Annotated in this window: 23 protein-coding genes; 12 read left to right on the top strand and 11 right to left on the bottom strand. The window is 61.7% G+C overall.

The features are described from left to right. Genes pcaH through pcaD form a run of 3 tightly spaced genes read right to left on the bottom strand, consistent with a single transcriptional unit; the run spans position 1 to position 1,988 of the window. Positions 1 to 741: a protocatechuate 3,4-dioxygenase subunit beta gene (gene pcaH / locus N5D22_RS18870; RefSeq protein ID WP_003505508.1), complete on the bottom strand. Its 741-nt coding sequence runs from the start codon at positions 739 to 741 to the stop codon at positions 1 to 3. Further along, on the bottom strand, positions 738 to 1,187 hold the full coding sequence (pcaC, locus tag N5D22_RS18880; protein WP_279658267.1) for a 4-carboxymuconolactone decarboxylase: 450 nt from the start codon (positions 1,185 to 1,187) through the stop codon (positions 738 to 740). The genes pcaH and pcaC overlap by 4 nt, the downstream gene beginning before the upstream one ends. A gap of 3 nt (positions 1,188 to 1,190) precedes the next feature. Beyond that, a complete protein-coding gene (pcaD, locus tag N5D22_RS18885) occupies positions 1,191 to 1,988 on the bottom strand; it encodes a 3-oxoadipate enol-lactonase (RefSeq protein WP_279658266.1) in 798 nt (265 codons plus the stop codon). Between the two features lie 94 nt (positions 1,989 to 2,082). Here pcaD and pcaQ point away from each other — a divergent pair, with 94 nt between their 5' ends. Then, positions 2,083 to 3,018 carry a pca operon transcription factor PcaQ gene (gene pcaQ / locus N5D22_RS18890; RefSeq protein WP_003519800.1) on the top strand — a complete coding sequence of 312 codons (936 nt, stop codon included), beginning with the start codon at positions 2,083 to 2,085 and terminating at the stop codon, positions 3,016 to 3,018. A gap of 122 nt (positions 3,019 to 3,140) precedes the next feature. Here the strand turns inward: pcaQ and pobA are convergent, their stop codons facing one another. After that, complete coding sequence (gene pobA, locus N5D22_RS18895) at positions 3,141 to 4,313, bottom strand: 4-hydroxybenzoate 3-monooxygenase (protein WP_279658265.1); 1,173 nt, start codon at positions 4,311 to 4,313, stop codon at positions 3,141 to 3,143. Between the two features lie 117 nt (positions 4,314 to 4,430). On the opposite strand from pobA, the gene N5D22_RS18900 reads away from it, so the two are divergent. Then, positions 4,431 to 5,354 carry a helix-turn-helix domain-containing protein gene (locus N5D22_RS18900; protein ID WP_174046385.1) on the top strand — a complete coding sequence of 308 codons (924 nt, stop codon included), beginning with the start codon at positions 4,431 to 4,433 and terminating at the stop codon, positions 5,352 to 5,354. On the opposite strand, the gene N5D22_RS18905 is transcribed toward N5D22_RS18900, so the two are convergent. Beyond that, entirely contained in the window at positions 5,324 to 6,085 is a 762-nt protein-coding gene (locus N5D22_RS18905; protein ID WP_279658264.1) for an IclR family transcriptional regulator, read from the bottom strand. The genes N5D22_RS18900 and N5D22_RS18905 overlap by 31 nt on opposite strands. 136 nt (positions 6,086 to 6,221) lie before the next feature. On the opposite strand from N5D22_RS18905, the gene N5D22_RS18910 reads away from it, so the two are divergent. The 9 genes from N5D22_RS18910 to N5D22_RS18950 all read left to right on the top strand — a co-directional run bounded on the left by N5D22_RS18910 (position 6,222) and on the right by N5D22_RS18950 (position 15,559). Next, complete coding sequence (locus N5D22_RS18910) at positions 6,222 to 6,929, top strand: 3-oxoacid CoA-transferase subunit A (protein ID WP_174058767.1); 708 nt, start codon at positions 6,222 to 6,224, stop codon at positions 6,927 to 6,929. Next, positions 6,926 to 7,621: a CoA transferase subunit B gene (locus N5D22_RS18915; protein WP_003519795.1), complete on the top strand. Its 696-nt coding sequence runs from the start codon at positions 6,926 to 6,928 to the stop codon at positions 7,619 to 7,621. Before N5D22_RS18910 ends, N5D22_RS18915 begins: the two co-directional genes overlap by 4 nt. 10 nt (positions 7,622 to 7,631) lie before the next feature. Then, entirely contained in the window at positions 7,632 to 8,837 is a 1,206-nt protein-coding gene (gene pcaF, locus N5D22_RS18920) for a 3-oxoadipyl-CoA thiolase (RefSeq protein ID WP_279658263.1), read from the top strand. Positions 8,838 to 9,252: 415 nt separating this feature from the next. Further along, a complete protein-coding gene (locus N5D22_RS18925) occupies positions 9,253 to 10,281 on the top strand; it encodes a LacI family DNA-binding transcriptional regulator (protein WP_279658262.1) in 1,029 nt (342 codons plus the stop codon). A 342-nt stretch (positions 10,282 to 10,623) separates the two neighbouring features. Continuing rightward, positions 10,624 to 11,547: a sugar ABC transporter substrate-binding protein gene (locus N5D22_RS18930; RefSeq protein ID WP_279658261.1), complete on the top strand. Its 924-nt coding sequence runs from the start codon at positions 10,624 to 10,626 to the stop codon at positions 11,545 to 11,547. 47 nt (positions 11,548 to 11,594) lie between these two features. Then, positions 11,595 to 12,491: a sugar phosphate isomerase/epimerase gene (locus N5D22_RS18935; RefSeq protein ID WP_279658260.1), complete on the top strand. Its 897-nt coding sequence runs from the start codon at positions 11,595 to 11,597 to the stop codon at positions 12,489 to 12,491. A gap of 10 nt (positions 12,492 to 12,501) precedes the next feature. Beyond that, positions 12,502 to 13,512 carry a Gfo/Idh/MocA family oxidoreductase gene (locus N5D22_RS18940; RefSeq protein ID WP_279658259.1) on the top strand — a complete coding sequence of 337 codons (1,011 nt, stop codon included), beginning with the start codon at positions 12,502 to 12,504 and terminating at the stop codon, positions 13,510 to 13,512. Between the two features lie 8 nt (positions 13,513 to 13,520). Then, the gene (locus tag N5D22_RS18945; protein ID WP_279658258.1) at positions 13,521 to 14,306 is read left to right on the top strand and encodes a TIM barrel protein; all 786 of its coding nucleotides are present in this window, start codon (positions 13,521 to 13,523) and stop codon (positions 14,304 to 14,306) included. A 206-nt stretch (positions 14,307 to 14,512) separates the two neighbouring features. Further along, positions 14,513 to 15,559: a LacI family DNA-binding transcriptional regulator gene (locus tag N5D22_RS18950; protein ID WP_279658257.1), complete on the top strand. Its 1,047-nt coding sequence runs from the start codon at positions 14,513 to 14,515 to the stop codon at positions 15,557 to 15,559. Between the two features lie 235 nt (positions 15,560 to 15,794). Here N5D22_RS18950 and N5D22_RS18955 read toward each other — a convergent pair whose 3' ends face one another. From N5D22_RS18955 to N5D22_RS18980, 6 genes are all read right to left on the bottom strand, one after another. Next, positions 15,795 to 16,844, bottom strand: coding sequence for a carbohydrate ABC transporter permease (locus N5D22_RS18955; protein WP_137412009.1), 1,050 nt, complete (start codon positions 16,842 to 16,844; stop codon positions 15,795 to 15,797). Positions 16,845 to 16,846: 2 nt separating this feature from the next. Beyond that, the gene (locus tag N5D22_RS18960; RefSeq protein ID WP_034498130.1) at positions 16,847 to 17,842 is read right to left on the bottom strand and encodes a sugar ABC transporter permease; all 996 of its coding nucleotides are present in this window, start codon (positions 17,840 to 17,842) and stop codon (positions 16,847 to 16,849) included. A gap of 1 nt (position 17,843) precedes the next feature. Beyond that, positions 17,844 to 18,947 carry a sn-glycerol-3-phosphate ABC transporter ATP-binding protein UgpC gene (gene ugpC, locus N5D22_RS18965; RefSeq protein ID WP_279658256.1) on the bottom strand — a complete coding sequence of 368 codons (1,104 nt, stop codon included), beginning with the start codon at positions 18,945 to 18,947 and terminating at the stop codon, positions 17,844 to 17,846. Then, the gene (locus N5D22_RS18970; protein ID WP_279658255.1) at positions 18,947 to 20,299 is read right to left on the bottom strand and encodes a glycoside hydrolase family 28 protein; all 1,353 of its coding nucleotides are present in this window, start codon (positions 20,297 to 20,299) and stop codon (positions 18,947 to 18,949) included. The genes ugpC and N5D22_RS18970 overlap by 1 nt, the downstream gene beginning before the upstream one ends. A 5-nt stretch (positions 20,300 to 20,304) precedes the next feature. Further along, positions 20,305 to 21,399: a glycoside hydrolase family 105 protein gene (locus N5D22_RS18975; RefSeq protein WP_279658254.1), complete on the bottom strand. Its 1,095-nt coding sequence runs from the start codon at positions 21,397 to 21,399 to the stop codon at positions 20,305 to 20,307. Positions 21,400 to 21,515: 116 nt separating this feature from the next. Then, a complete protein-coding gene (locus N5D22_RS18980; protein ID WP_279658253.1) occupies positions 21,516 to 24,038 on the bottom strand; it encodes a hypothetical protein in 2,523 nt (840 codons plus the stop codon). Positions 24,039 to 24,232: 194 nt separating this feature from the next. Here N5D22_RS18980 and N5D22_RS18985 point away from each other — a divergent pair, with 194 nt between their 5' ends. Next, positions 24,233 to 25,513, top strand: coding sequence for an ABC transporter substrate-binding protein (locus N5D22_RS18985; protein ID WP_279658252.1), 1,281 nt, complete (start codon positions 24,233 to 24,235; stop codon positions 25,511 to 25,513). The last annotated feature ends 35 nt before the right edge of the window (positions 25,514 to 25,548 follow it).

Genomic DNA, 25,548 nt, shown 5'->3' on the forward strand with positions numbered 1-25,548 from the left:
TCAGTTGCCCTCCATGCGGTTTTCGAAAAGGGTCGAGCGGCGGCCGCGCAGAACGATATCGAACTTGTAGGCCAGCATGTCCATCGGCAGCGTCGCATTCATGTCCAGCGGCGCGATCAGTCTTCTGATCGCATCCTCATCCGGAATGGTTTTGACGATCGGACATTTCCAGATCAGCGGGTCGCCTTCGAAATACATCTGGGTGATGAGCCGCTGGGCGAAACCGTGGCCGAAGACGGAGAAGTGAATATGGGCCGGCCGCCAGTCATTGACGCCGTTCGGCCAGGGATAAGCGCCGGGCTGGATGGTCTTGAACCAGTAATAGCCGTTTTCGTCGGTGATCGTGCGGCCGACGCCGCCGAAATTCGGATCGATGGCGGCGAGGTAGCTTTCCTTCTTGTGGCGGTAACGACCGCCGGCATTGGCCTGCCAGAATTCCACCAGCGCGCCATCCACGCCGCGGCCGCGCTCGTCCAGCACCCGGCCGTGCACCAGAATGCGCGGCCCGACCGGCATTTCGCCGGGGCGGGCATAGTTGAGGATGAGGTCGTTATCCAGCGGGTTCAGCATGCCATGGCCGAAGACCGGGCCGGTGATTTCGCTTTTTGTGCCTTCCAGCGAAATCAGCGCGCGCTGCGGCGAGCGCAGGATCGAGGTCTTGTAGCCGGGCGCATAGGCGAGCGGATGGATGTCGCGGTTGCGTGCGAAGAACGGTCCGGTTTCCGGCGGCTGGTTGCTCATTTCGTCTCCTCCTCATCGCCAGAATTATAAGTGCCAGAATTATCAGGGGAACTATCGACTTTCATGCTGGCCAGGGCAAGCTTGGCGATTTTGAAAGCGTGGTTGGCGGCGGGCACGCCGGCATAGATCGCCACATGCAGCAGCGCCTCGCGAATATCCGCCTCGGTGGCGCCGGTATTGGCGGTGGCGCGCACATGCATGGCAAGCTCTTCGTCCTGCCCGAGTGCTGCAAGCAGGGCGATGGTGACCATCGAGCGCTCGCGCTTCGTCCAGTGGTTGCCCGACCACACCGTGCCCCAGGCGGCTTCGGTGATGAGCTGCTGGAAAGGCTGGTCGAAACCGGACGTCATGGTCTGCGCCCGGTCGACATGGGCGTCGCCGAGCACGGAGCGGCGGGTCTTCATGCCCTGTTCGAATCTTGCGTTCTTGTCGATATGGTCCGCCATCGGTCAATGCTCCGGCAAGGTCTTGAGAAAAATGGAGGCTGCCTGCGCGTAGGCGAGCGGCTGTTCAAGGCAGGGAATGTGGCCGCAGCCGGCGATGGTGACGAGACGGCTTGCGGGAATGAGATCCGCCAGCGACCGCACCAGTTCCGGTGGGGTGGAGCCATCCTGATCGCCCGCCACGCAAAGCGTCGGCACGGCGATGTGCCCGGCGGCTTCGGTAAAATCCGCATCGCGGATGGCGGCGCAGGTGCCGCTGTAACCGGCTTCCGGCTGTTGCGAAAGCATGTTGCGCGCTCCGGCATAGGTGGCATTGTCAGGCTTGCGGAAGGCGGGTGTGAACCAGCGCTCCATGACGGGATCGACCAGCGAGACGAGGCCGTCCGCGGCGATCTTGTCGATGCGGGCGTTCCACATCTCGGCCGTGCCGATCCTGTGGGCGGTGTTGCTGAGCACGAGCGCGCGCAACAGATCGGGACGGCGGGCATAAAGCCCCTGCGCAATCAGGCCGCCCACCGACAGGCCCCAGATGATCGCGCTCTTCACGCCAAGATGATCGAGCAGCGCGATCAGATCGCCGGCATGATCGTCGATGGAATAGGGAGCGTGCCCGACATCGGAAAGCCCGTGGCCGCGCTTGTCGTGCAGCACATAGGCATAATCATCGCCGAGCGCTTCGATCACCGCATCCCAGATGCGGAAATCGGTGCCGAGCGAATTGATGAAGGCGATGACCGGCTTGCCTGTGTCCAATCCCTTGACGCGGTAATGGATCACGGTCTCGCCGCAGCGCAGAAAATGCATGATGTGCTCCTCCTGCAGGGGATATTGCAAGCCGGTTCCGGTTAAGTAAAATGACATTATCGATGAAAATCATAACCTGTGGATTATATGAGCGATGGTCGATCAGCGTATCAAGTTCCGGCACCTGCAAACTTTCGTGGAGGTGGCGCGGCAAAAAAGCGTCATCCGGGCTGCGGAAATCCTGCATGTCAGCCAGCCGGCGGTGACGAAGACGATCCGTGAACTGGAAGATATTCTCGGCGTCTCGCTGTTCGACCGGGAAGGGCGCGGCATCCGCATCAGCCGTTATGGCGAGGTGTTTCTGCGCCATGCGGGCGCGACGATGACGGCGCTCAGGCAGGCGGTCGATTCGGTATCGCAGGAGGCGGCGCGCGCCGGTCCGCCGGTGCGGGTCGGCGCTCTGCCCACGGTGTCTGTTCGCATCATGCCGAAGGCGATGGCCGGGTTTCTGGCCGAGAAAACTGGCAGCCCGGTGAAGATCGTGACGGGCGAAAACGCCGTGCTGCTGGAGCAGTTGCGCGTCGGCGATCTCGATCTTGTTGTCGGCCGTCTGGCTGCACCGCAGAAAATGGCGGGTTTTTCCTTCGAGCATCTCTATTCGGAAAAGGTGCGCTTCGTGGTGCGCGCCGGGCACCCGCTGTTGTCACCCGGCCTTTCGGTGTTCGATCACCTGCATGAATATCCGGTGCTGATGCCGACGCGCCAATCGGTCATCGGCCCTGTCGTTGAGCAGTTCCTGATCGCCAACGGCGTGCCGGCCCTGCCGATCCGCATCGAAACCGTGTCCGACGCCTTCGGCCGCGCCTTCCTGCGCACCAGCGATGCGATCTGGATCATCTCGGAAGGCGTGGTGGCGGCCGATGTGGCGGATGGTATTCTGGCGATCCTGCCCGTCGAGACCGGCGATACCAGTGGCCCGGTGGGGCTGACGGTGAGGGCCGATACGCAGCCCTCGCTGCCGCTTTCGCTGCTGATGCAGGCTATTCGCGAGGCGGCGGGCGAGTTGCTGGATGGTAGGGCTGAAGGGTGAACACACTCTCGACGTCATCCTCGGCCTTGTGCCGAGGATCTAATCACGTCGAGTAAAATCACTACGTTGCAGATCCTCGGGACAGGCCCGAGGATGACGTCGACACAAGTGGCGTGGCCGCCCTAATAGGGAAGCCCCACATAATTCTCCGCAAGCGCGGTGGAAGCGGCGCGCGATTGCACGAGGTAGTCCAGCTCCGCCTCCTGAATGCGCTGGCCGAAATCTCCGGTATCGGGAAAACGATGCATCATCGTCGTCATCCACCAGGAGAAGCGCACGGCCTTCCAGACGCGGGAAAGCGCCTTCTGGGAATAGCCGTCGAGGCCGGCCTCGGACTTCTCGCGATAAAATTCGATCAACGCCTCGCTCAGATAATGCACATCGCTGGCGGCAAGGTTGAGACCCTTCGCGCCCGTCGGCGGCACGATATGGGCGGCGTCTCCGGCCAGAAACAGCCTTCCGAACCGCATCGGTTCACAGACGAAGGACCGGAGCGGCGCGATGGATTTTTCAAAGGACGGGCCGGTTACCATCACATCCGCATGGTTTTCCGGCAGGCGACGGCGGATTTCATCCCAGAAGCGCTCGTCGCTCCAGTCCTCCGGCCGGTCCTCCAGCGAACATTGAATGTAATAACGGCTGCGCGTGTGCGAGCGCATGGAACAGAGCGCAAAACCGCGCGGGTGGTTGGCATAGATGAGTTCATGGTTGACGGGCGGCACCTCGGCCAGAATGCCGAGCCAGCCGAAAGGATAGACCTTCTCGAATTCCTTGATCGCGCCCTGAGGCACCGATTTGCGGCTCACCCCGTGGAAGCCGTCGCAGCCGGCGATGAAATCGCAATCGATACGGTGGGTTACACCGTCTTTCTGATAGGTGACATAGGGGCTGGCGCCATCGAAATCATGCGGTTCGACATTGCCGGCATCGTAGATGGTCACAAGGTTTGCCGCTTCGCGGACATCCATCAGGTCATGGGTCACCTCGGTCTGGCCATAAACCATCACATGGCTGCCGCCGGTCAGGTCGAAGAGATCGATGCGGTGGTCGCGGCCGTCGAAGGTCAGCGAAAAACCGTCATGCGGCAGGCCTTCCCGGTGCAGGCGCCTGTCCGCGCCGACCTTTTCCATGAGCTGCACCGTGCCTTCTTCCAGCACGCCAGCGCGGACACGGCCGAGAATGTAATCCTTGCTGACCCGGTCGAGAATGACAGTCTCGACGCCTTCTCTGGCCAGAAGCTGGCCAAGCAGAAGCCCCGAGGGGCCGGAGCCGATGATGACGACCTGGGTGCGCATTGTTTCCTCCCGAACTTGTCTCCTATCAAGAAATTGACCAAGCGATGCGGCAAGCTCAATGGACTTTCTGATCGGCAAATTGCACAATCCGACCATTGTGCTGAGGAGCGAAGGAACATGCGGCTTGCTGCGAGTGAGGGTTTGTATGGCGAAGAAGCGGTGCAAGGCACTGATTTCCGCTTTCATTGCGAGACGCTTTTTTCCAGAAGCAGCCTGCACCGCTTTGAAATCGGCCTGCATCGTCACGCTGCCTTTCAGCAAATCTTGTACATTTGGGGCGGCGAGGGCGATGCGCTGCTGGATGGTCGCATCGAGGCGATCCGCCCACCGGTCGCCATTGTCGTGCCGCCGGGGTTCGAACACGGCTTCCGGTTTTCGCGCGATATTGGCGGGGTGATCGTTACCGTGCTGCCGGGCGCCCTGCCGGCATCGGTGCAGGCGCTGTTGCTGCGGAATTTCCACCGGCCTGTCCTGTTGCCGCTGCGGGATTTTGCCGATGGCGAACGCCTGCGCAGCGGGTTCGAACAGATTTCCGCCGAATATGAAACACGCGAGACAGGCCGGGATGCCATCATCGAAGGTCAACTGGCCATCGTGACGGCGCTTCTGGCGCGGGCGGCGCGGCCGCTCATGGAAGGAACCGGAGAAGGTCTTGCGGAACAGCGTTTCGAATTTTTGCTGTCACTGATTGCACGCCATATTCGCGAGCCGCAAAAGGCGGAGTTTTACGCGAAAAAGCTCGGTCTTTCCGAGACGCATCTCAACCGTCTGGTCCGCTCCGTTTCCGGCCTCAGCCTGCAGCGGCTGATCGCTAAGCGTCAGATCGAGATCGCTCAACAGGAGCTTATCTTCACGGTCTCGACCGTGCAGATGATTGCGGAGGGGCTGGGTTTTGCCGATCCGGCCTATTTCAACCGGTTCTTCAAGCGCGAGACCGGCATGACCCCGCGCGCCTGGCGGCTGGCGGAGCAGCGGAAAATGGGGGATTCCGGCGCGCGGCAGGTGCCGCTTCAGACCAGCATTCTTGCCAGTTCCCGCTGAACGGCAAGAAGCGCGGGCAGGTATCGCTCCACGAGGTCCTCCATCGAGGCGACCGAGGCGGCAAGCCCGACATTGAGGGCGGCCACCGTCTGGCCGCGCATGGTTTTCAGCGGCACCGCGATGGAGCGAAGGCCGATCTCGACCTCCTGATCGATCAGTGCATAACCGCGATTGCCGGTAGCCTCGATTTCGGTGAGCAGGGCGTCCATCCTGGTGATCGTCTTTTCCGTGCGCGGCACCAGCCGGGAGGCTTCGAGAATGTCGCGCTGCCGCTCGGCCGTCTGCGCCGAAAGAAGAACGCGGCCCATGGAGGTGCAATAGGCGGGCAGGCGCGAACCCGGCATCAGCGCAATCGACATGACCCGCTGCTGCGCAGCGCGGGCGACATAAACGATCTCGGTCTCATCCAGAATGGAAACGGAGGTGCTCTGTCCGATATCTTCGGAAAGCCGGTCGAGCAGCGGCTGCACGATGCGCGGCAGCGGCATGGTGGCTAGACAGCCGGTGCCAAGCCGCAGCACCTTCGGTGTCACGGTAAAGAACTTGCCGTCATAAGCGGCATAACCGAGTTCCGAAAGCGTCAGCAGGCAGCGTCGCGTCGTGGCGCGGTCCAGCCCGGCAATCTCGGCGGCATCGGAAATCGACAGGCGTGGCCGTTCCGCGCTGAAGGCCTCGATGACCCGCAATCCCTTGGCGAGACCGCCCATCATGTCTCTTTCGCTGACAGCCATGTTGTAGCTCCATTTGTGCGATATACGAACAAAAATCATATAGCGCACAAAACCCTTGCCGTCGAGCCGGTTTCGGATTTACCTCACGGTCAGGCAGCCTTGCGGGTTCCATCCGTCCGGCTGAATGGAGGTTTTAATGGACAAGACAATCAAGAGCACCGAAGAGGCGCTTTCCGGCATCGGCGACGGTGCGACGATCATGATCGGCGGTTTCGGCGGCTCCGGCGCGCCCATCGAGTTGATCCATGCGCTGATCGACAAGGGCCCGAAGAACCTGACGGTCATCAACAACAATGCCGGCAACGGCCGCATCGGCATCGCCGCGATGATCGACGCCGGCATGGTCAGGAAGATGATCTGCTCCTTCCCGCGCTCTTCCGATCCGCGTGCCTTTACAGACAGATATCTGGCCGGCGAAATCGAGCTGGAACTGGTGCCGCAGGGCACGCTTGCCGAGCGCATCCGCGCCGGCGGTGCCGGTATTCCGGCCTTCTACACCCCCACCGGCTTCGGCACGGAACTGGCCGAAGGCAAGGTGATTGCCGAATTCGACGGGCGGTCTTACGTGCAGGAACGCTGGCTGAAGGCGGATTTCGCCATCGTCAAGGCGGAGCTTGGCGATACCTATGGCAACCTCACCTACAACAAGGCGGGCCGTAATTTTAACCCGCTGATGTGCATGGCCGCAAAGACCACCATTGCGCAGGTCTCGAAGATCGTCGAAGCCGGCGAGATCGATCCGGAGCATGTCGTCACGCCAGGCATTTTCGTGAACGGTGTCGTGGAAATCCCCGATCCGCAACAGGAAGAAGTCCTCATTCGCGCGGGAGTAGCCTACGCATGACCACGACCATCGACACCCGCGAAGACATCAAGCTTTCCAACGCCCAGATCGCCTGGCGCGCGGCGCAGGACATCGAGGACGGCGCTTACGTCAACCTCGGCATAGGCTTTCCGGAAATGGTGGCGCGTTACCAGCCGCCCGGCCGTCAGGCGATCTTCCACACCGAAAACGGTATTCTCAATTTCGGCGAAGCGCCGCCGGAAGGCGAAGAGGACTGGAACCTTATCAATGCCGGCAAGAAGGCTGTGACGCTGAAGCCGGGTGCGGCCTTCTTCCACCATGCCGACAGCTTCGCCATGGTGCGCGGCGGGCATCTGGATGTGGCGATCCTCGGGGCCTATCAGGTGGCGCAGAATGGCGATCTCGCCAATTGGCGCGTCGGCTCCAAGGGCGTGCCGGCCGTCGGCGGCGCCATGGATCTGGTGCATGGCGCCAAGCAGGTCTTCGTCATCACCGAACATGTGACCAAGAACGGCGAACCGAAGCTCGTTGAAAAATGCGCCTTTCCGCTGACCGGCGTTGGCTGCATCACCCGCATTTATACCAGCCATGCTGTCATCGACGTGGTGGATGGCCGTTTTGTGCTGCGTGAAAAACTGCCGGCGATGACCTTCGATGAATTGCAGGCCATGACCGGAGCGCCTTTGGCGGTCGATGGCGAGGTCGCCGATCTCGTCGCCCCGGAACTTTAAGGAAAAACCGATGACCGATGCATTCATCTGCGACTATATCCGCACGCCCATCGGCCGCTTCGGCGGCGCGCTTTCTTCGGTGCGGGCCGACGATCTCGGCGCGGTGCCGCTGAAGGCGCTTGTCGAGCGCAATCCCTCCGTCGACTGGGAAGCGGTCGAGGATGTGATCTTCGGTTGCGCCAATCAGGCGGGTGAGGATAACCGCAACGTCGCACGCATGTCGCTGCTGCTTGCCGGCCTGCCGGTTTCGGTCAGCGGTACGACCATCAACCGACTGTGCGGTTCGGGCATGGATGCCGTCATCGCCGCCGCCCGCGCCATCAAGTCTGGCGAGGCGGAGCTGATGATCGCCGGCGGCGTCGAAAGCATGAGCCGCGCGCCCTTCGTTCTGCCGAAGGCGGACAGCGCCTTCTCGCGCAATGCCGAAATCTACGACACGACCATCGGCTGGCGTTTCGTCAACCCGCTGATGAAGGCGCAATATGGCGTCGATTCCATGCCGGAAACGGGCGACAATGTCGCCGTCGATTATCAGGTGTCGCGGGAAGATCAGGACGCCTTTGCCGTTCGCAGCCAGGAAAAGGCGGCCGCGGGGCAGGCCAATGGCCGCCTCGACAGGGAAATCGTGTCCGTGACCATCCCGCAGCGCAAGGGCGATCCGCTGGTGGTATCGAAGGACGAACATCCGCGCGCGACGAGCCTTGAAGCGCTGGCGAAGCTGAAGCCTGTCAACAGGCGTGATGGCGCGACGGTGACGGCGGGCAATGCATCCGGCGTCAATGACGGCGCGGCCGCACTCATCGTCGCATCGGCGGAAGCGGCGAAGAAATACGGGCTGACGCCGATTGCCCGTATTCTCGGCGGTGCCGCCGCCGGCGTGCCGCCGCGCGTGATGGGTATCGGCCCGGCCCCTGCCTCCGCGAAGCTGCTGGCCCGGCTCGGGCTGAAGCAGGAGCAGCTCGACGTGATCGAGTTGAACGAGGCTTTCGCGAGCCAGGGTCTTGCAACGCTTCGCCAGCTCGGCATTGCGGACGACGATGCGCGGGTCAATCGCAACGGCGGCGCCATTGCGCTCGGCCATCCGCTTGGCATGTCCGGGGCGCGCATTGCCGGCACGGCGGCGCTCGAACTTTCTTTGACCGGCAATCGTCTTGCGCTCGCCACCATGTGTATCGGCGTCGGGCAGGGTATTGCCGTGGCGCTGGAACGGGTCTGATTGTCTGGCGGCATTCGGTATCGTCAAAACGGTGCGAATGCCGCTGCCGCAGTTTCCTTACGTGTGACAGTGGCCATTCAGGCTACTCGGCGAGCGGGGGATTTTCTTGCTCTGACTGTCCCGGCCTCCTCATTCCTGTGCTTGTCACAGGAATCCAGCCGACGCGCGTCTGCGCGGCGAAAGGACTCTTCTCAGCCCAAGGACTTGGGCTGGCTGGATCTCTGTGACAAGCACAGAGATGAGGGGGAAGAGGCGTGCTGGACAAGGCAAGTGGGCCCTGCGGCGCAGCTCTGGCCTGATTATTTTCTGATAGAGCACTCCACGCCCATATCTCTTCACGCATGTTGGATTCCATCATGATTCGTGACATGTTTTGCGAGATATGATGGAAATCTTTCCGTCTGGGGGTATCTTCATGAAACGTCCGACCATCACAGATGTCGCAAAGGCCGCCGGCGTCAGCGTCGCCACCGTCGACCGGGTGCTGAACGGTCGCCTGCCGGTGCGCGAGGAAACCTCGCGGCGGGTGTTCGAGGCGGCGGAGAAGATCGGTTTTCATGCCACCAACATCATTCGCCAGCGCATGCTGGCCGACATGCCGTCCTATAATCTCGGCATCATCCTGCGCAAGGAACGGCACGCCTTTTACCAGACCTTTGCCGACGAGCTGGAGCTTGCGGCGCGCAATGTCAGTGATCGCCACCTCAACCTGCGCATCGAATTCGCCCAGTCGGGCGAGCCGGGGGAGCTTGCGGCGCTGCTGACAGGCATGAAGGGCCGCGTGCAGGCGGTGGCCGCCACCGGGCCGGACCATCACGGTGTTACGGCCGCCGTCGAGGCGCTGAAGGCCAGGGGTATCCCGACCTTTTCGCTGCTGTCCGATTTTGCCCAGGGCGTGCGGGAGGCCTATCTCGGCGCCAACAACATGAAGGTCGGGCGCACGGCGGCGTGGATGATCTCGCGGCTGGCGCGCAGCAGGGGCAAGGTGCTTCTGCTGCTGGGCGGCCACAGGTTCCATGGCCATTCGCTGCGCGAAACCGGTTTTCGCAGCTACATGCGGGAATATGCGCCGGAATTCGAGGTGATGGATGCCCTCATCACGCTGGAAACGCGGCGGCTGACCTATGAGCTTGTCATGGACACAATCGCCAAGCACCGGGATCTCGTCGGCATCTATTGCATCGGCGGCGGCATGGAAGGGGTGATCGAGGCGCTGCAGCAGGAGAACCGGCAGGACACCATCGTCTGCCTCGTGAATGAACTGACGCCCGAATCCCGTCAGGCGCTTTTGGAAAAGCGCATCAGCGGTGTCTTCCAGACATCGCTTCGCGAGCTGTGCGCCGACCTTCTGGCCACCATGGTGCACACCATCGAACATGGCATGGCGGACACGCCGGGGCAGAGGTTTGTGCCCGCGCATCTGTGGGTTCCTGAGAGCCTTTGATGGTTTGATGAATTCCATCATGAAGCCGATGCCCGTTTCTATCAGGCTTGATGGTTTCCGCGCTTCCTGACGCGTTGACGCCGGCTCCGGACTGGGAAATCTTGCCTGCGTGCGGAACGGGCAGGAGGCCGGGTCCATACGATATTAAACCATCTCAAGGCCGTTTGACGCCGCGGGTTTTCCTTCGTGGCGAAGGATCGGCTTTTGCCGGAAAACGGCGGCCGGGCGGCTGAGCCGCGGCCTTGCCCAGACGGCCCGAACGCGCCGGAGCCGGCAAGACAGACGGCCGGCTCCGGCGAAACAGGATGATTGAACGAGCGGCAATTTCCGTGGGAGGAAAACTTGAAAAAATTATTGGTGGCGACAGCACTGTGCATCTTCGCGACACCGGCCCTTGCCGAGACCCGCATTGCGGTGTCGATGACGTCTTTCGACAATCCGTTCCTTACGATTTTGCTGAACGGTATCAGGGCTGAGGCCGGGCGCGATAAAAACATCGAGCTTCTGGTCGAGGATGCCCAGCTCGATCCGTCGAAGCAGCTCAATCAGGTGCAGAATTTCATTGCCAACGGGGTCGATGCGATCATCGTCAATGCCGTGGATGGCGATGCCACCTCGGCGATCACCAAGGCCGCGTCCGCCGCAAAAATTCCGCTCGTCTATGTCAATCATCCGCCCGCCGAACTGGAAACCGGCCTGCCTGACGGCACGGCCTTTGTCGGTTCCAACGAGCTCGATTCCGGCACCATGGAAGCCGAAGCCGCCTGCAAGCTGATGGGCGGCAAGGGCAAGGCCGTGATCCTGATGGGACCTTTGGAAAATCACGCGGCGCTGGTGCGCACCAAGGATGTGGAAACGGTATTTTCCATACCGGAGTGCAAGATCGACATCCTCGAAAAGCAGACGGCGAACTGGAGCCGCACGCAGGCGCAGGACCTCGTTTCATCTTGGCTGACAGCGGGCATCCAGTTCGACGCCGTCATCGCCAATAATGATGAAATGGCGATCGGCGCCGTGCAGGCGCTGAAGGCGGCGGGTGTTTCCATGAAGGATGTCGTCATCGCCGGTATCGACGCCACACCCGACGGCCTTGCCGCGATGCAGGCCGGCGATCTCGACATTACCGTTTACCAGAATGCGACGAAGCAGGGCGAGGTCTCCGTCCAGACGGCGGTGAAGGCCGCTGCCGGGCAGGGCACTGAGAAGACGCTCTGGGTGCCGTTCGAACTCGTCACCCCGGAAAACATGTCCGCCTACGCGAAATAAGCGGGGGCTTCGGCCCCGGTGCATTTATCACTCCACTGGAAACAGCCATGAAACATACGCTCGATCCCCACATGTTCCGGCACCTCTCCTTGGCCGAAACATGCCGCAAGGTCGCAGACCTCGGTTATGATTATGTCGAACTTTCGCCCCGCCCGGATTTCCTTTCCTGGTGGACCCGGCCGAAGGTCTATCCCGAACGCGTCGCCGAATTCAAAAAGGCGCTGAAGGACCATGGCGTCGGCCTCGCCACGCTGCAGCCCATGTATCGCTGGGCAAGCCCCTATCCGGACGAATGGGAGGTGGCGATCGACAACTGGAAACGCGCCATCGAGATTGCCGTCGAGATGGAATGCCCGATGTTCGTTTCGGAGTTCGGCCGTGGCGGCTCGCCGGAGCGCAGCCTCAATGACCGTTCCGGCCTGCACCGCCCGGAAACCTGCGAAGCGCAGTTCTTCCGCGCCATGGATATTCTGGTGCCTATCCTCGAGCGGGAAGGGCTGGTGCTGTCGCTGGAGGCGCATCCCGAAGACTGGATCGAGGAGATCGCGCCGGCCATCGACATCATCAAGACCATCAATTCCAAGGCGGTAAAGGCCTCCTTCATCGCGCCGCACACGTTCTTTTACGGGCCGGACATGGTGGCGAACCTGCGTGCGACCGAGGGCCATCTGGTGCATGTGCGGCTTGCCGATACCTATGACCACAACAAGTCGTCGCAGCTGCGTTACATCGTCAATCCCCCCGGCTCGAAGGTCAGGGTGCACCAGCACACCGATTTCGGCCAGGGTGAGATCGACTGGGAGACCTTCTTTGCGACGCTCGCCGACATGAAATTCGATGGCGTGCTGTCGAACTGCGTCTTTGCCTGGGAAGACCGTGTCGATGAAAGCGCGCGGTTCATGCTCAGCGAAACCCGGCGATATGTCGCCAAATACTGGAAATGAGGTTTTTCAGATGACTGTGAAAATTGGTGTCGTCGGCACCGGCGCAATCGGGCGCGATCACGCCCGCCGTATCAACAAGGTTCTGGGCGGCGCGAAGATCGTTGCGCTGAGTGACGTCAACCGCGCTTCCGCCGAGGCGGTCAAAAACGACATCGCCCCGGATGCCGTCGTTTTCGCCACCGGCGAAGAGCTGATCGCATCGCCGGACGTCGATGCCGTGCTCGTCACCTCATGGGGTGCGACGCATGAGCAATATGTGCTGGCGGCGATTGCCGCCGGCAAGCCGTGCTTCTGCGAAAAGCCGCTGGCGACGACGGCCGCGGGCGCAAAGCGCATTGTCGACGCCGAGGTGGCGCATGGCAAGCGGCTGGTGCAGGTGGGTTTCATGCGGCGGTATGATGCCGGCTATATTGCGCTGAAAAAGATCGTGGACACGAAGATCGGCGCACCGATCATCGTTCATGCCGCCCATCGTAATCCCACGGTTCCGGAACAATATGTGACGCCGATGGCGATCAACGATACGTTTGTTCACGAAATCGACGTGCTGCGCTGGCTGCTCGATGACGATTATGTCTCCGCCCGCGTCCTCTTCCCCCGCTCCGCCGCGCGCAGCCATGCTAAGCTGAAGGACCCGCAGATCGTCATTCTGGAGACGGCGAAGGGCACGATCATCGACGTCGAAATCTTCGTCAATTGCCATTATGGCTACGATATCCAGTGCCAGGTGGTGGGCGAGGACGGCATTGCCAGCCTGCCGGAGCCGATGTCGGTGCAGACCCGCCTCGGCGCCAAGCTGCAGAACGATATCCTAACCGACTGGAAAGACCGCTTCATCGCCAGCTACGATGTCGAATTGCAGGACTTCATCCATGCGGCGGTGAAGGGCACGGCATCGGGGCCCAACGCCTGGGACGGCTACGTGGCCGCCATCACCTCCGACGCCTGCGTGGCCGCGCAGGAAACGGACGGGGCAGCCGTCGCAATCGAGCTTCCCACCCGTCCCGCCCTTTATCAGTGAGGTCTTTCATGCGTTTTGCCATCAACCACATCACCGCGCCGAAGCTTTCCCTTGAAGCGTTCTTCGCGACAGCCCGCGAACTCGGCCTGACCGAAGTCGAAATCCGCAACGACCTGCCTGATATCGTCGGCACGGTGGAGCCGGCGGCCGTGAAGGCGGCGGCCGAAAAGGCGGGTGTGACGATCATCTCGATCAATGCGCTTTACCCCTTCAACGTCTGGTCGGGCGACCTGCCTGCGCGGGCCGTCGCAATGGCCGATTATGCGGCGGCAAGCGGCGCGAAAGCGCTGGTCATGTGCCCGCTTAACGACGGTACGCCGGTGTCCTTTGACGATCTCGTCACGGCGCTGAAGGCCATGAAGCCGATCCTTAGGGAACGCGGCCTCACCGGTTTCGTTGAGCCGCTCGGTTTCCCGGTCTCTTCGCTGCGCACCAAGGCCGAAGCGATCAGGGCCATCGATGCGGCCGGTGGCGGCGATGTCTACAGGCTCGTGCATGACACCTTCCACCATCACCTTGCGGGCGAGACGGAGTTCTTCCCGGAGCGAACGGGACTGGTCCACATTTCCGGCGTGATCGATCCTGCCGTCTCCGTAGCCGACATGCTCGACGCCCACCGTGTTCTGGTGGATGGCGGCGACCGGCTGGAAAATATCGCCCAGATCAGGACGCTTGAGGCGGCCGGTTACAGGGGGCCTTACAGCTTCGAACCCTTCGCGACGGAAGTACACGAGCTGAAGGATCCGGCCGCTGCCGTAAAGAGCAGCATCGACCATATCTCCCGGGCGCTCTGACCGCCTCGCCGCCCGCGGTTCGCCGCGGGCGGCGTTTCTTACGGGGGATTAAAAACCCAGAGAAATCAATTCCGCATTTACGGATGATGCTGTAGTCTTCCGGCGACGAGAGAGCAGCAGACAGGCACGGGTATTCTTCAGATCGACTGCGTGGGGCAGGCTTTCTGCCCGCACCGTCCGAAGTAGAGTGGTTGAATTTCCCCTTTATGAAAATAGACAGGAAAACGACGCTTAAGGACGTGGCGCGGGAGGCGAATGTTTCGCTGAGCACGGCTTCGCATGCGATTAACGGCACTGCGCCCCTGACCGTGCAGGTTCGCGAGCGGGTGCTGGAGGCGGCACGCGCACTTGGTTATCTCGAAAACCGGCGACAGAAGGCGACGATCGCGACTTTGCGCGTCGTGCTTCTGGCCATGACCAATGATGCAGCCCCCCAGAGCGATCTCAACATGGTCAGCTGGACCATGCTGAACGGCTTCCGGCGCGAATGCGAGCGGCGCGGCATTCGCATCGTTCCCTATGTCAGCGCAACGAACCGGCTCGACCCCGCTACGGTGGTGGCGGCGGCGGATGCCGACAATGTCGACGGTATCGTGATCCTCAACGATGACAGGCCGCAACTGGTCGAGGCGCTGGCTGCGCTTGCGCGGCCGGTGGTGCTGATCAATGGCGAAGACCCGGCCATGATCGTCGATACGGTGACGGCAGAGAACCGTTTTGGCGCGCGGCTCGGTATCGAACATCTGCTGTCGCTCGGGCATCGCAATATTCTGCACATCACCTGGAAGGGCCGCACGACCATCCGACGCCGTTACGATGGTTACAGCGACGCGTATCTCGCGGCAGGGCTCACTGTTCCCGCCGATATGGTCATCGAGGTGGAGAGCTACGAGCCGGAATGGGGCGAGGCCGCCACCCGCCGCCTGCTGGCCGAGGAAAAACCGCTTAGAAACGCCACGGCGATTTTCTGCGCCGCCGATAATCTGGCGCTCGGTTGCCTGAAGGCCCTGACAGAAGCCGGGATCCGGGTGCCGGACGATGTTTCGGTCTTGGGGTTTGACGATATCATGCCGGCGGCCTTCAGTGCACCGCCGCTCAGCACCATCCAGTTGCCCGCCGACAGGCTGGGCGGCGCGGCGCTTGCGCTGCTGGAGCAGCGGCTTGTGGCGGCCGATCCGACGCGCCCGGCGCATCGGCTGGAACTCGGTTGTCGCCTTGTGCTGAGGGGCAGCATCGCGCCGCCGCCGAAGTAGGGTGTTGGAGTATCGTCTTGTGTTGACCGCTGAACAAACTCCAGACGATCAATTCTCCCGTCATTCCGGCCTTGAGCCGGAATCCAGGCAGCCCAAGTCCTTGGGCTGAAAAGAGTCCTTTCGCCGCGCAGACGCGCGACGGCTGGATCCCGGCTCAAGGCCGGGATGACGGGTGGAGGGGCTGTAACATTCCAATCGTGACGGCCTGCTATCTCACCGCAACGCTCTACTCTCCTTATTTCATTCCCGTGCCGGCAATGCCTGTCGTGATGTAACGCTGCAGGAACAGGAATACGACGGTGACAGGCGCCAGGCTGAGGAAGGTCATGGCGAGGATATAGTGCCATTGCACCGAGAATTCGCCCTGGAAGGCGTTCAGCCCCACCTGCAGCGTGAAGTTTTCACGGCTGCTGAGAACGATCAGCGGCCAGAGGAAGTCGTTCCAGCGCCAGAGTACCGAGAAGATGGCGAGAACCGCAAGCGCCGGGGCCGTCAACGGCAGGATGATACGCCAGAAGATACGGAATTCGCTTGCCGCATCGACGCGGGCCGCCTCGATCAGCTCGTCGGGGATGGTCAGCATATATTGCCGGAGCAGGAACACGCCGGTCGGCGTCGCGACCGTCGGGATGATGACGCCCCAGAGATTGTCGACGAGACCGACGCCGACGATGACGAGATAGGCCGGCACCATGACGACGGTGAGCGGGATCATCAGGGTGGAGATGATCAGCACGAAGATCGCCTTTTCTCCGCGGAAGCGGTATTTGGAGAGGGCAAAGGCGGCCATGGCGTTGACGATCAGCGTCAGGACGGTTGCGACGAAGGTGACGAAGACCGAGTTCTTGAGGAAGGTCAGAAAGCTGAAGCGGGTCAGTGGATCTGTGAAATTCTCCGTCGCGACGGTCAGTTTCTGGACGGGCGTGATTTCCCGCGTGTCGACGCTGACCGGCGGGCCGGGATTGGCCGGGTCGACCATCTGGGCTTTAAGGCCGATGCGGCGGACCATGGCCATTTCCCGCTCCATGCCGTCGATGGGGGCTTTCCATAGGCTGAGAGGTTTGTCGTAACCCTGCACTTCCACCTGCACGGCGGCGCGCGGCAGAAGGCTCGGCGGAAACCGGGTGATTTCGGCCTCCGGTTTCAGCGATGACATGGCGGCCCAGACGACCGGGATGAGGACGGCGAGCGTGCCACCGATGAGCCAGACCCAGGACAGGATATCGGTAAGGCCGATCCGGCCGGGGCGGCGGGTGCGCGTGAGAAAGGAGACGGCGTTGGACATGGTCAGGACTCCATCTTTTTGCCAAGGCGCAATTGCACCAGCGTCAGTGCGAGAAGCACAAGGCCCATCAGAACCGATGCGGCGGATGCAAGGCCGAACAGCCTCAGATCGCTGCCGAAGGCCATCTGGTAGATATATTGCACGACGAATGTATTGGCCGTGCCCGGCCCGCCGCCATTGGTCAGAACCCAAGCTTCGTCAAAGATTTGCACCGAGCGGATCATAAGCAGGATGAGCACGACGAGCAGGTTGGGCCCAAGCAGCGGCAGGGTGATGCGCAGCAGGGTGCGCCGGGGCGAGGCGGCGTCGATGGCGGCGGCTTCATAGAGGTCCTTCGGGATGGCCTGAAGGCCGGCGAGCAGGATCAGCGTATAAAAGCCCATGTGGAACCAGACCGAGACCACCACGACGAAGAAACGCGACCAGCCGACGTCCAGCAGGAAGATTTCCGGCGGCACGCCGAGCATCTGGAAAAAGGCGTTCAGCAGGCCGTTGCGGTCGAGGAACCATTTCCAGATGAGGCCGATGACGACGGGCGACAACAGGACCGGATAAAAGAACATGGCGCGGAAGAAACCGCGCGCGGCAATCGCCCGGTTGAGGATGAGGGCGGTGATGAGCGCGACAAGCAGCGTGGCGATGACGTTGAAGCCCACGAACCACAGCGTGTTCCAGATCGCCGTCCAGAACAGCGATTCCCGGCAGCTTCCGGGGTCCATGTAGCTCTGGCAATCCAGCAGCTTGCCGAAGTTTTCCAGCCCGACGAAGGGGCGGTCGGTGATGAGAAGTTCGGTGCCGCCGGTGAAGGCGTAACCGACGGCAATGGCAATCGGCAGGAAGGTGAAGATGCCGAAGAGAACGAGGTTCGGCATCAGGAAAATATAAGGCATGCGCCTTTTGCCGATCAGCCGCTCGATGAAGTTGAGCGGCACTTCGGCAATTGCCATCACGGCATCGAGCGCACGGTCGGACAGTCTCGCAAGCGTCGGATTGGCCATGCTAACCCCTCCCTTCGCTGTCGAGGCGCGGCAGCGCCAGTTCGGTGGCGGGATCGAAGACATGCACCTTTTCCCGCGCCGGCATGATCTTCAGCACCGAGCCGGAAGGGGGGGCGAAATGGCCCGCCTGATGCACGATGATCTGCTCCTTCTCGCCCTGGAGATTGCCGTAGAGATAGGTCTCGGTGCCGAGGCTTTCATGATACTGCACCTCGAAGGGCAATCCTCGATCCGCGATGGTGAAATGCGAGGGGCGGATGCCCGCGAGAACCGCCTGCCCGGGGCTGACGGCTGCCGGATCGACGAGGCAGGGCAAGGACACACCGTAGCCGGCGTCGATGGCGATGCCGCCGTCGCTGCCCTTGGTGATGGTGCCCTTCAGCATGTTCATGCGCGGCGAGCCGAGGAAACCGGCGACGAAGAGATTGCGCGGATTGTCGAAAAGCTCGAGCGGGCTGCCCACCTGCTCGATGCGCCCGGCGCGCAGCACGACGATCTTGTCCGCCATGGTCATGGCTTCCACCTGATCGTGGGTGACATAGATCATCGTCGTCTTGATATCGCGATGCAGGCGGGTGATTTCGGCGCGTGTCTGCACGCGTAGCGCCGCATCGAGGTTGGAAAGCGGCTCATCGAACAGGAAGATGTCAGGTTCGCGCACGATGGCGCGGCCGATGGCGACACGCTGGCGCTGGCCGCCGGAAAGCTGTTTCGGCTTGCGGTCCAGATAGGGCTCGATGGCCAGCATGCGCGCAGCCTCGTTGATGCGGCTTTCGATTTCCGCCCGCTTGAAACGCAGGTTTTCCAGACCGAAGGCAAGGTTCTTGCGCACGCTCATATGCGGATAAAGCGCGTAGGACTGGAAGACCATGGCGATCTTGCGCTCGGCCGGAGACAGCGCGCTGACATCGCGCCCGCCAATGCCGATGGTGCCGGAGGTGGCATCCTCAAGGCCGGCGATGATGCGCAGCAGCGTCGACTTTCCGCAGCCCGAAGGGCCGACGAAAACGACGAATTCGCCGTTCTCGATCTGAAGATCGATGTCATGCAGCACATGAACGGCGCCGAACGCCTTGTTGAGGTTTTCGAGTTTCAGACTTCCCATCACCTGCTCCCTTCGGGCAAGCTCGTCGTCGCGACGATCTCTTGGCTGTTCCAGCCCTTGGGCAAGGGCGTCGTTCTTTTAATGGCGACATCGCGCGCCGCAAATCCTTCCACGCCGGCAAGGTAAACCGCCGGCATTCCGCCGGGATAATCCTCCAGACCGACGATCCTGCCTTCGGCATCCCGCGTCCAGGCGTTGGCACGGCCTGCCGCATCGGGGCTTGGGGCAATATCGGCATTGGTGGGACGCAGATCATATTGCAGACCGGTGCCGAGCGTGCCGGGCTGCTGTGCCAGCGTGATGCGCTCCAGCCTGACATTGTGGATGCCGGCTTTCGACGTGGCGACGAGGTTGATCGCGCCTTCCATCGAGCCGCTCAGATATTCCACGACCAGATTATCGACGCTGCCGGCCTGACGCTCGGGGCGGCGGTCGACGACGGTGACGGTCACAGCTTCGCCGGAGCCCCAGAAGCCGCCCGGCGTTTCGTGGCACTGGGCCTCGATCCGTGAAAAGCGGATATTGCGCATGGCGCCGCCATCGCGGGAGAAAAGGCCGATGCCGCGATTGGACTCGACGATTTTACAATCCTCGAACGCCACATTGGTGAAATCGCCGAAGGATTCCGTGCCAAGCTTCAGGGCGCAGCTGACGCTGGAAACGATGCAGCGGCGAACCGTGATGCCATCGCAGACACCGACCGCCTTGCCGTCCGGCCCGGCGCTGGTCTTCAGGCAGATGCCGTCATCTGCAGTCGAGATAAAGCAATCCTCGATCAGCGCGCGCCGGCAGGCATCGAGCACAATGCCATCGGTATTGGGCAGACGGCGGTCGTTTTCGATGCGCAGACTGCGGAAATGAAGGTCTTCGCAATCGACCATGTGCAACGTCCACATCGGCGAACCGCTGACAGACAGGTTTTCGAGGCGCACGTTGCGGCAGCTTTCCAGCACCATCACGCGTGGGCGCTTTTTCGCCGGGACATAGGTGCCCATGGCCTTGTCGTCGCCAACGATGAAGTTTTCACCGCCGGCCTCGATACGGCCGGGGCCGGTGACGGCGATGTCATGCGCGCCCCTGGCAATGATCATGCCGCGATCGGAATCTTCGGCAATCACCGAAACCCGCGTCAGGACATAGGCGTCGTAATCGGAAACGGGAGCAAGCACCGCATCTTCGGCAAGGTGCAGTTCCACGCCGCTTTTGAGATGGAGGCCGGCGCTGACATGACGCCCGGCCGAGAGGGACACGCGCCCGCCGCCTGCGGCTGACACGGTGTCGATAGCCTGCTGGATGGCCGCCGTGGCATCAAGGCCACCTGCCGCGACTGTGATGTCCTGACTGATGTTCATGATGCTCACGATGCCTTTGGCCTTTTCAGAAAAACGTCGATCAGAAGCAGCATTGTCAGCGCCTGTCCGTAGGGCGTGGGCAGATTGGGAATGCGGCGGTAGAAGTCGAGATCGTGGCCCATCGGCGTGCCGTCGGAGACACCGTGAACAACGCCTTCATCGTCGATATTGCCAAGCACCGCCTTCAGCGCGCGTTCCGCATGCGGGCGATTTTCTTCGCCGAGAATGCCGGCCTCGATGCCGCGCAGAATGCCATAGGCGATACCGGCCGTGGCTGATGTTTCCACCGGCGATGTCGGGTCATCGAGCAGTGTGTGGAACATGCCGTCTTCGCGCTGATATTGGCGCAGCGACCGCACCTGGCTTGCCAGCACATTGGCGAGGAAACGCCTGTCCTTTTCGCCAAGCGTCGGCACCAGTTCGAAAAGCTCGGGAATGGCAACGGTGATCCAGGAGTTGCCGCGCGCCCAGAAGGCGTCAGCGAAATTATGGCGCCCTTTGAAGGTCCAGCCGTGATACCAGAGCCCGGTGACGGGGTCCGAGAGATAACGCGTATGGACCATGAACTGGTAGACCGCCTCGTCGATCCAGTCCTGACGTTTGCAGACAACGCCGGCGCGGGCGAGGAACAGACATGCCATGAACAGCGTGTCGTCCCATAATTCGCCCTCATTCAGCCGCTCCTTGACGACATGCTGGAAGCCGCCATCTTCGGTTTTCGGCAATTGATGCACCAGCCAGTCGGCCCAGTCTTCCACCAGCGCCCGGAAATCCGGCCGGTCGACATTTTCCGTCAGGATGACAAGCGGCAGCATGGGCGCGGAACTGTTGATCTGGCGCGGCGGCAGGCCACGTTCGATCTGCCAGCCATACCATGTCACGAGGTCGTCAAGCGCCTTCCGGTCGTTGGCGGCGAGCGCCCGGCGCAGGAAGCCGTAAAGGCCGACGCCCACTTCCCAGTCCCACTCATCGAACTGGATCTTGCCATCGGAACTGCCGCTGACCAGACCTTCCTGAATGCCCTTGAGGCGGCTGAAGGCGGCGGCGACATTGTCGATCGTCGTCCTGAGAGTGTCTTTTTCCATGCTTGGCTGGTTCATCTGTCAATTCCGCTAGGAGCATTTCCAGTAAAAGCGGGGATCGCTTTTACGTCCGGACAATGCGTTAAAACAAAGAGTTAGAGCGTTTTCGCGTTTCGTAGAAAAGCGGAAAGGCTCTAGGAGTAGAATGGTTGTGCCGCGCCGCCCGATGCGGGGTCGGCACTGTCGAAGGTGATTTTTGGTTGCGGCTGGTCATGGTCGAAGGCCATTGCCTGCTCGCCGATGGTGAATGCGCCGTCCCAGGTGAGGGTGACATCGGGTCCGCCGGGTGGTGTGACCGAGAGCAGACGGTTTTCGGCGTCGAAGCTGATCTGCGTGGCGAGGATTTTTTCCCGAAAACGGGCAAACTCCGCGATATCCCCGCAGCCGATGATGCCGACCCAGCCGGCGCGGCGGCCGGGTGATCTGATTTCGCGACTGGCGGTGGCGCCTGCGGTGATGGGCTGAAGCCCGTTCGTCGCATAAAGCGCGGCAAAGCCACGGCCCGAGCGGGTGATGAGCCAGTTACCCTCCACCAGCACCTCGTCCAGCCCGTCGCGGCCGAGATAGGCATGGGTCCAGTCGTTGCGGTGATCTTGCGTATCGAAGATCAGCATCGCCAGATCGCGATGTTGCGCCACGCGCGGCAGGATGCCGCTTCCCGCCCAATAGGAGGGGCGCTGGCTGCCCCACGGATCGTCTTCGCCCGGATGGTTGACCCAGAGCCGCGCCATCGGATGGCCGGCAAGCTTGATGTCCATGACGTGCTGCTGATGGCCCTTGCGGCCGGTCTTGTGATCGACAACGGTGGAAAGCTGGGCGGCCTCGTTCTTGAACAGCACGAGCTTTCCGGGCTCCAGCCCCTGCGCATACCGCGCCTCGACCATGCGGCCGCTTGTCAGCTGTGAAAGGGCGGCGAGATACGCCGGGGGCAGGTAATCGCCGCAGCAGAACATCGGCAGCGAGGCAACGCCATTGTTCAGCCAGCCCTGACCGAAGGCGACCTGCGCAAAGGGCGCCAGTTCCGTCAGCGGCCCGGCGCGCAGCTCCTTGTCATAAGCCCGCCCTTGCGAACCGGAGGGAACGCCGCCGAGCGTGTGCAGCGCGATCATTTCGAAGATGAGATCGATCTGGTGGCGCGCGCGGGCGGCAAGTTCCGGTCCCGCCCAATGTTCGATGGCGAGAAGGCCGATGAAATCCACCGGATAATAGGCGGCCGAATTCCATTCGGCCAGCCCGTGCGCCTCGACGCTGTCGAACCAGCGCTCCAGCCGGTCGGCGGCGAGCGCGGCCTGTTCTCTGCCGGTGCGGCCGGAGGCGGTGAAGATTGCGTCGGGCAGATAGTGTCCGGCGAGCAGCTGGCTGGTGTGGAAGCAGAGAACGTGGTTTTCGCTCCAGAACCACATGACATCGTTGCCGGGTTCGTCCACCCAGTAGCGATAGGCGAGGATAGAGGCGTCGATCCTCGCCCGCATTTCGGCCGGCAGGCGGTCGCCATAGGCGCGCACCAGCCACAGAAGCGGGATCATGACGAAATCGGAGCAGTCTTCCCGCTGATCGATGGAATGCAGCGTCGCATCGACGATACCGCCGATCGTCTCGATGTCATCGCTGCCGGTGGCGACCATCGCCAGCGCGCGGCCGATGCGCCAGGCGCCGAAGCGGGCGCTGAAGGAGAGGGCGGCTTTTTTCCGCCTGTTGATATCGGCATTGGAGGCTTCCGGCGCGATATCATGCATGAAGGCAGCGTCGATGACGCGGGTTACCGTTCCCGCTCCCGAACCCATGGTGATTTTGACGCCGTGATATCCGTCCGAAATGCCTGTCGTTCCGGGGATCGTCAGCGAGGATTGCCCGGCCTTCAGCACGGTATCCACTTCCGCAAGCGCAGCGCGCTCATGCCCATGGCTTTTGACCGCGATGTGCACGGGCAGGTCGCTCGCAGGGGCTGCCCCGAAGACCAGTTCGAGGGCCGTGCCGCAAAACACGTCCCGCACTGGGCGAACATCGCGCACCAGCGCGGCGAGACGCTTCGTCTCCTCCCGGTTGAGCGGCACGGGCAGCACGACGGTCAGCGGCACGGCGTCGACGACCTCAAGCTCGAAGAACCAGATGATGTCGCGTTCCGCCAGATCCTCGCAGAGCAGCAGCACTTCGTTGTCGCCGGCCGCGAGATCGAGCGTGATGTCACGGCTGCTTTCGACATTGCGGATGAAGGGTTCGAAACAGACCTGTTCGACGCCGCCGACCCAGATGCGAACGCCGCCGCAGGTGCGCAGCCGAAAATGCGCCTGTCTTGCCGCATCGCTGCGGAAGGTGCCCTTCAGCCAGCGCTGCACATGGGTGGGAACATGCCAGAAACCGGTGAATTCGACACGGCGGTTGGAGCCCGGCAGGTTGAGGTGTGACACCGCAAAGCCAGTCTCTGGCGCGACGTCGCGGCCGATCATGGTCTGCTGGAAGGCCTTGCGGCAGGGCAGGTCGCCCACATCCACGAAACCGTTGATGAAGCGATAGTTCACGCGGTCTTCGGCGGGGGCTGCGGTGCCGGGAAACGACGTCTCCACCAGATCGGAGACGATCCAGGCGGTCACCGTTTCGCCGTTTGCGACGGTATATGTCGGCTGCGAGGCATTCGCCGCAAATGGTTCATCCGTCATAATGGATCGCCTCCCTTCGATCTTTATGAAATTATTTTCACAATTCGATTTTCGCTTTTCTGCGTCGATTTGTGCGATTTAGTCAAAACAAACAGCTTGACGTTTATTCTGTCAAGCCGCAAAACAGGATAAATCGAATTAAGCAGAGGAGCTTTCGTTCGATTTGTGAAAATATTTTCATTGGGAGGATGAGCATGATGAAATTGTTTTCGGGCGTCAGCGCCCTTGTAATTGCCTCCGTCGCCGGCCTTGCGGCCGCGCAGGCCGAGACCCGCACGATCACTTTCCTTTTTACGGATGACGACCAGGGTTACGTGCAGCGCATGGCCGACCTCAGCAAGGAGTTCGAAGCGGCCAATCCGGGCGTGAAGATCAACTTCGTGTCTTCCGGTTATGACGCCGTTTCCAAGCAGCTGCCGGTGCAGCTGGCGGTGGGCGAAGGTCCTGACATCGCCAAGATCACCGACTGGCAGCTTGCACCCTATTATCTCGACATGCGCCCCTACATGAAAGACGCGGAAGCCTTCGCGAAGCTGCACGGTTCCAGCCTCAACCAGCTGCGCCTGCCGAATGTCAACGATCCGCAGTCGATCAACGGTTACATGGCGTCGCAGACGCTCAACCTGCCCTTCGTCAACAAGACCCTGTTCGAGCAGGCGGGTGAACCCGTGCCCGGCCCAACCGCGAAATTCAGCGAGATCGTTGAGGCTTCCGCCCGTGTCGCCAAGGCGACCGGCGTGCAGATTCCCTTCACCATGGACCGTTCCGGCCACCGCTTCTCCGGCGGCGCCTTTGCTTATGGCGCGACCTATGTGAAGGACGGCAAGTTCAGCTTTCCGGACGATGCGGCCAAGAAATACATCGCCGATATCTATTCATGGACGCAGAATGGCAGCTTCCCCAAGGAAATGTGGGGTGCGGCCGGCGGTTCGCAGTACAAGAACATGGGTGACGAGTTCGTCAACGGCAATGTCGTGACCTATCTGGCCGGCAACTGGATGGTCAATCCGTTCCAGAACAAGATCGGCGACAGTTTCGAATGGACGGCGATCAATGCGCCCTGCGGCGAGGCCGGATGTTACGCCATGCCCGGCGGCACCGCCATTGTCGGCTTCAAGCGCACCAAATATCCGGAAGATGTGGCTCACTTCATCGAATTCCTCGGCTCCGAAAAGGTGCAGCGGGAAATCGCCGAGAACTACGTCATCCTGACTGGCGCCGAGATCATCGATCCGCAATACAAGCTGAAGAGCGAAGACGCCAAGGCGGCGATGAAGGTGTTCCTCGACAACAAGAAGAACGTGCCGCAGGCCGCCCGTGATTTCGAACGCGCCAAGGGCGGCAGCGCCATGTATCAGCAGATCGTGCAGCGCATGAGCCAGCTCATCGTCGGCGAGTTGACGCTCGACCAGACCTACAAGGTGCTGGAGGACGATGTCGCCAAGATCAACGAGGCGGTCGCGGTCAAGAAGTGACCGGCCGACCATCCGCTTGGGCGGAATAAAGCAGC

The sequence above is a fragment of the Agrobacterium sp. GD03872 genome (assembly GCF_029840625.1).
Lineage (GTDB): Bacteria > Pseudomonadota > Alphaproteobacteria > Rhizobiales > Rhizobiaceae > Agrobacterium > Agrobacterium fabrum_A.

Excerpts from the sequence above, each read along its gene's own strand:
- pcaH (WP_003505508.1), bottom strand. The coding sequence starts at position 741 with ATGAGCAACCAGCCGCCGGAAACCGGACCGTTCTTCGCACGCAACCGC.
- pcaC (WP_279658267.1), bottom strand. The coding sequence starts at position 1,187 with ATGGCGGACCATATCGACAAGAACGCAAGATTCGAACAGGGCATGAAG.
- pcaD (WP_279658266.1), bottom strand. The coding sequence starts at position 1,988 with ATGCATTTTCTGCGCTGCGGCGAGACCGTGATCCATTACCGCGTCAAG.
- pcaQ (WP_003519800.1), top strand. The coding sequence starts at position 2,083 with ATGGTCGATCAGCGTATCAAGTTCCGGCACCTGCAAACTTTCGTGGAG.
- pobA (WP_279658265.1), bottom strand. The coding sequence starts at position 4,313 with ATGCGCACCCAGGTCGTCATCATCGGCTCCGGCCCCTCGGGGCTTCTG.
- N5D22_RS18900 (WP_174046385.1), top strand. The coding sequence starts at position 4,431 with ATGCGGCTTGCTGCGAGTGAGGGTTTGTATGGCGAAGAAGCGGTGCAA.
- N5D22_RS18905 (WP_279658264.1), bottom strand. The coding sequence starts at position 6,085 with ATGGCTGTCAGCGAAAGAGACATGATGGGCGGTCTCGCCAAGGGATTG.
- N5D22_RS18910 (WP_174058767.1), top strand. The coding sequence starts at position 6,222 with ATGGACAAGACAATCAAGAGCACCGAAGAGGCGCTTTCCGGCATCGGC.
- N5D22_RS18915 (WP_003519795.1), top strand. The coding sequence starts at position 6,926 with ATGACCACGACCATCGACACCCGCGAAGACATCAAGCTTTCCAACGCC.
- pcaF (WP_279658263.1), top strand. The coding sequence starts at position 7,632 with ATGACCGATGCATTCATCTGCGACTATATCCGCACGCCCATCGGCCGC.
- N5D22_RS18925 (WP_279658262.1), top strand. The coding sequence starts at position 9,253 with ATGAAACGTCCGACCATCACAGATGTCGCAAAGGCCGCCGGCGTCAGC.
- N5D22_RS18935 (WP_279658260.1), top strand. The coding sequence starts at position 11,595 with ATGAAACATACGCTCGATCCCCACATGTTCCGGCACCTCTCCTTGGCC.
- N5D22_RS18940 (WP_279658259.1), top strand. The coding sequence starts at position 12,502 with ATGACTGTGAAAATTGGTGTCGTCGGCACCGGCGCAATCGGGCGCGAT.
- N5D22_RS18945 (WP_279658258.1), top strand. The coding sequence starts at position 13,521 with ATGCGTTTTGCCATCAACCACATCACCGCGCCGAAGCTTTCCCTTGAA.
- N5D22_RS18950 (WP_279658257.1), top strand. The coding sequence starts at position 14,513 with ATGAAAATAGACAGGAAAACGACGCTTAAGGACGTGGCGCGGGAGGCG.
- N5D22_RS18955 (WP_137412009.1), bottom strand. The coding sequence starts at position 16,844 with ATGTCCAACGCCGTCTCCTTTCTCACGCGCACCCGCCGCCCCGGCCGG.
- N5D22_RS18960 (WP_034498130.1), bottom strand. The coding sequence starts at position 17,842 with ATGGCCAATCCGACGCTTGCGAGACTGTCCGACCGTGCGCTCGATGCC.
- ugpC (WP_279658256.1), bottom strand. The coding sequence starts at position 18,947 with ATGGGAAGTCTGAAACTCGAAAACCTCAACAAGGCGTTCGGCGCCGTT.
- N5D22_RS18970 (WP_279658255.1), bottom strand. The coding sequence starts at position 20,299 with ATGAACATCAGTCAGGACATCACAGTCGCGGCAGGTGGCCTTGATGCC.
- N5D22_RS18975 (WP_279658254.1), bottom strand. The coding sequence starts at position 21,399 with ATGAACCAGCCAAGCATGGAAAAAGACACTCTCAGGACGACGATCGAC.
- N5D22_RS18980 (WP_279658253.1), bottom strand. The coding sequence starts at position 24,038 with ATGACGGATGAACCATTTGCGGCGAATGCCTCGCAGCCGACATATACC.
- N5D22_RS18985 (WP_279658252.1), top strand. The coding sequence starts at position 24,233 with ATGATGAAATTGTTTTCGGGCGTCAGCGCCCTTGTAATTGCCTCCGTC.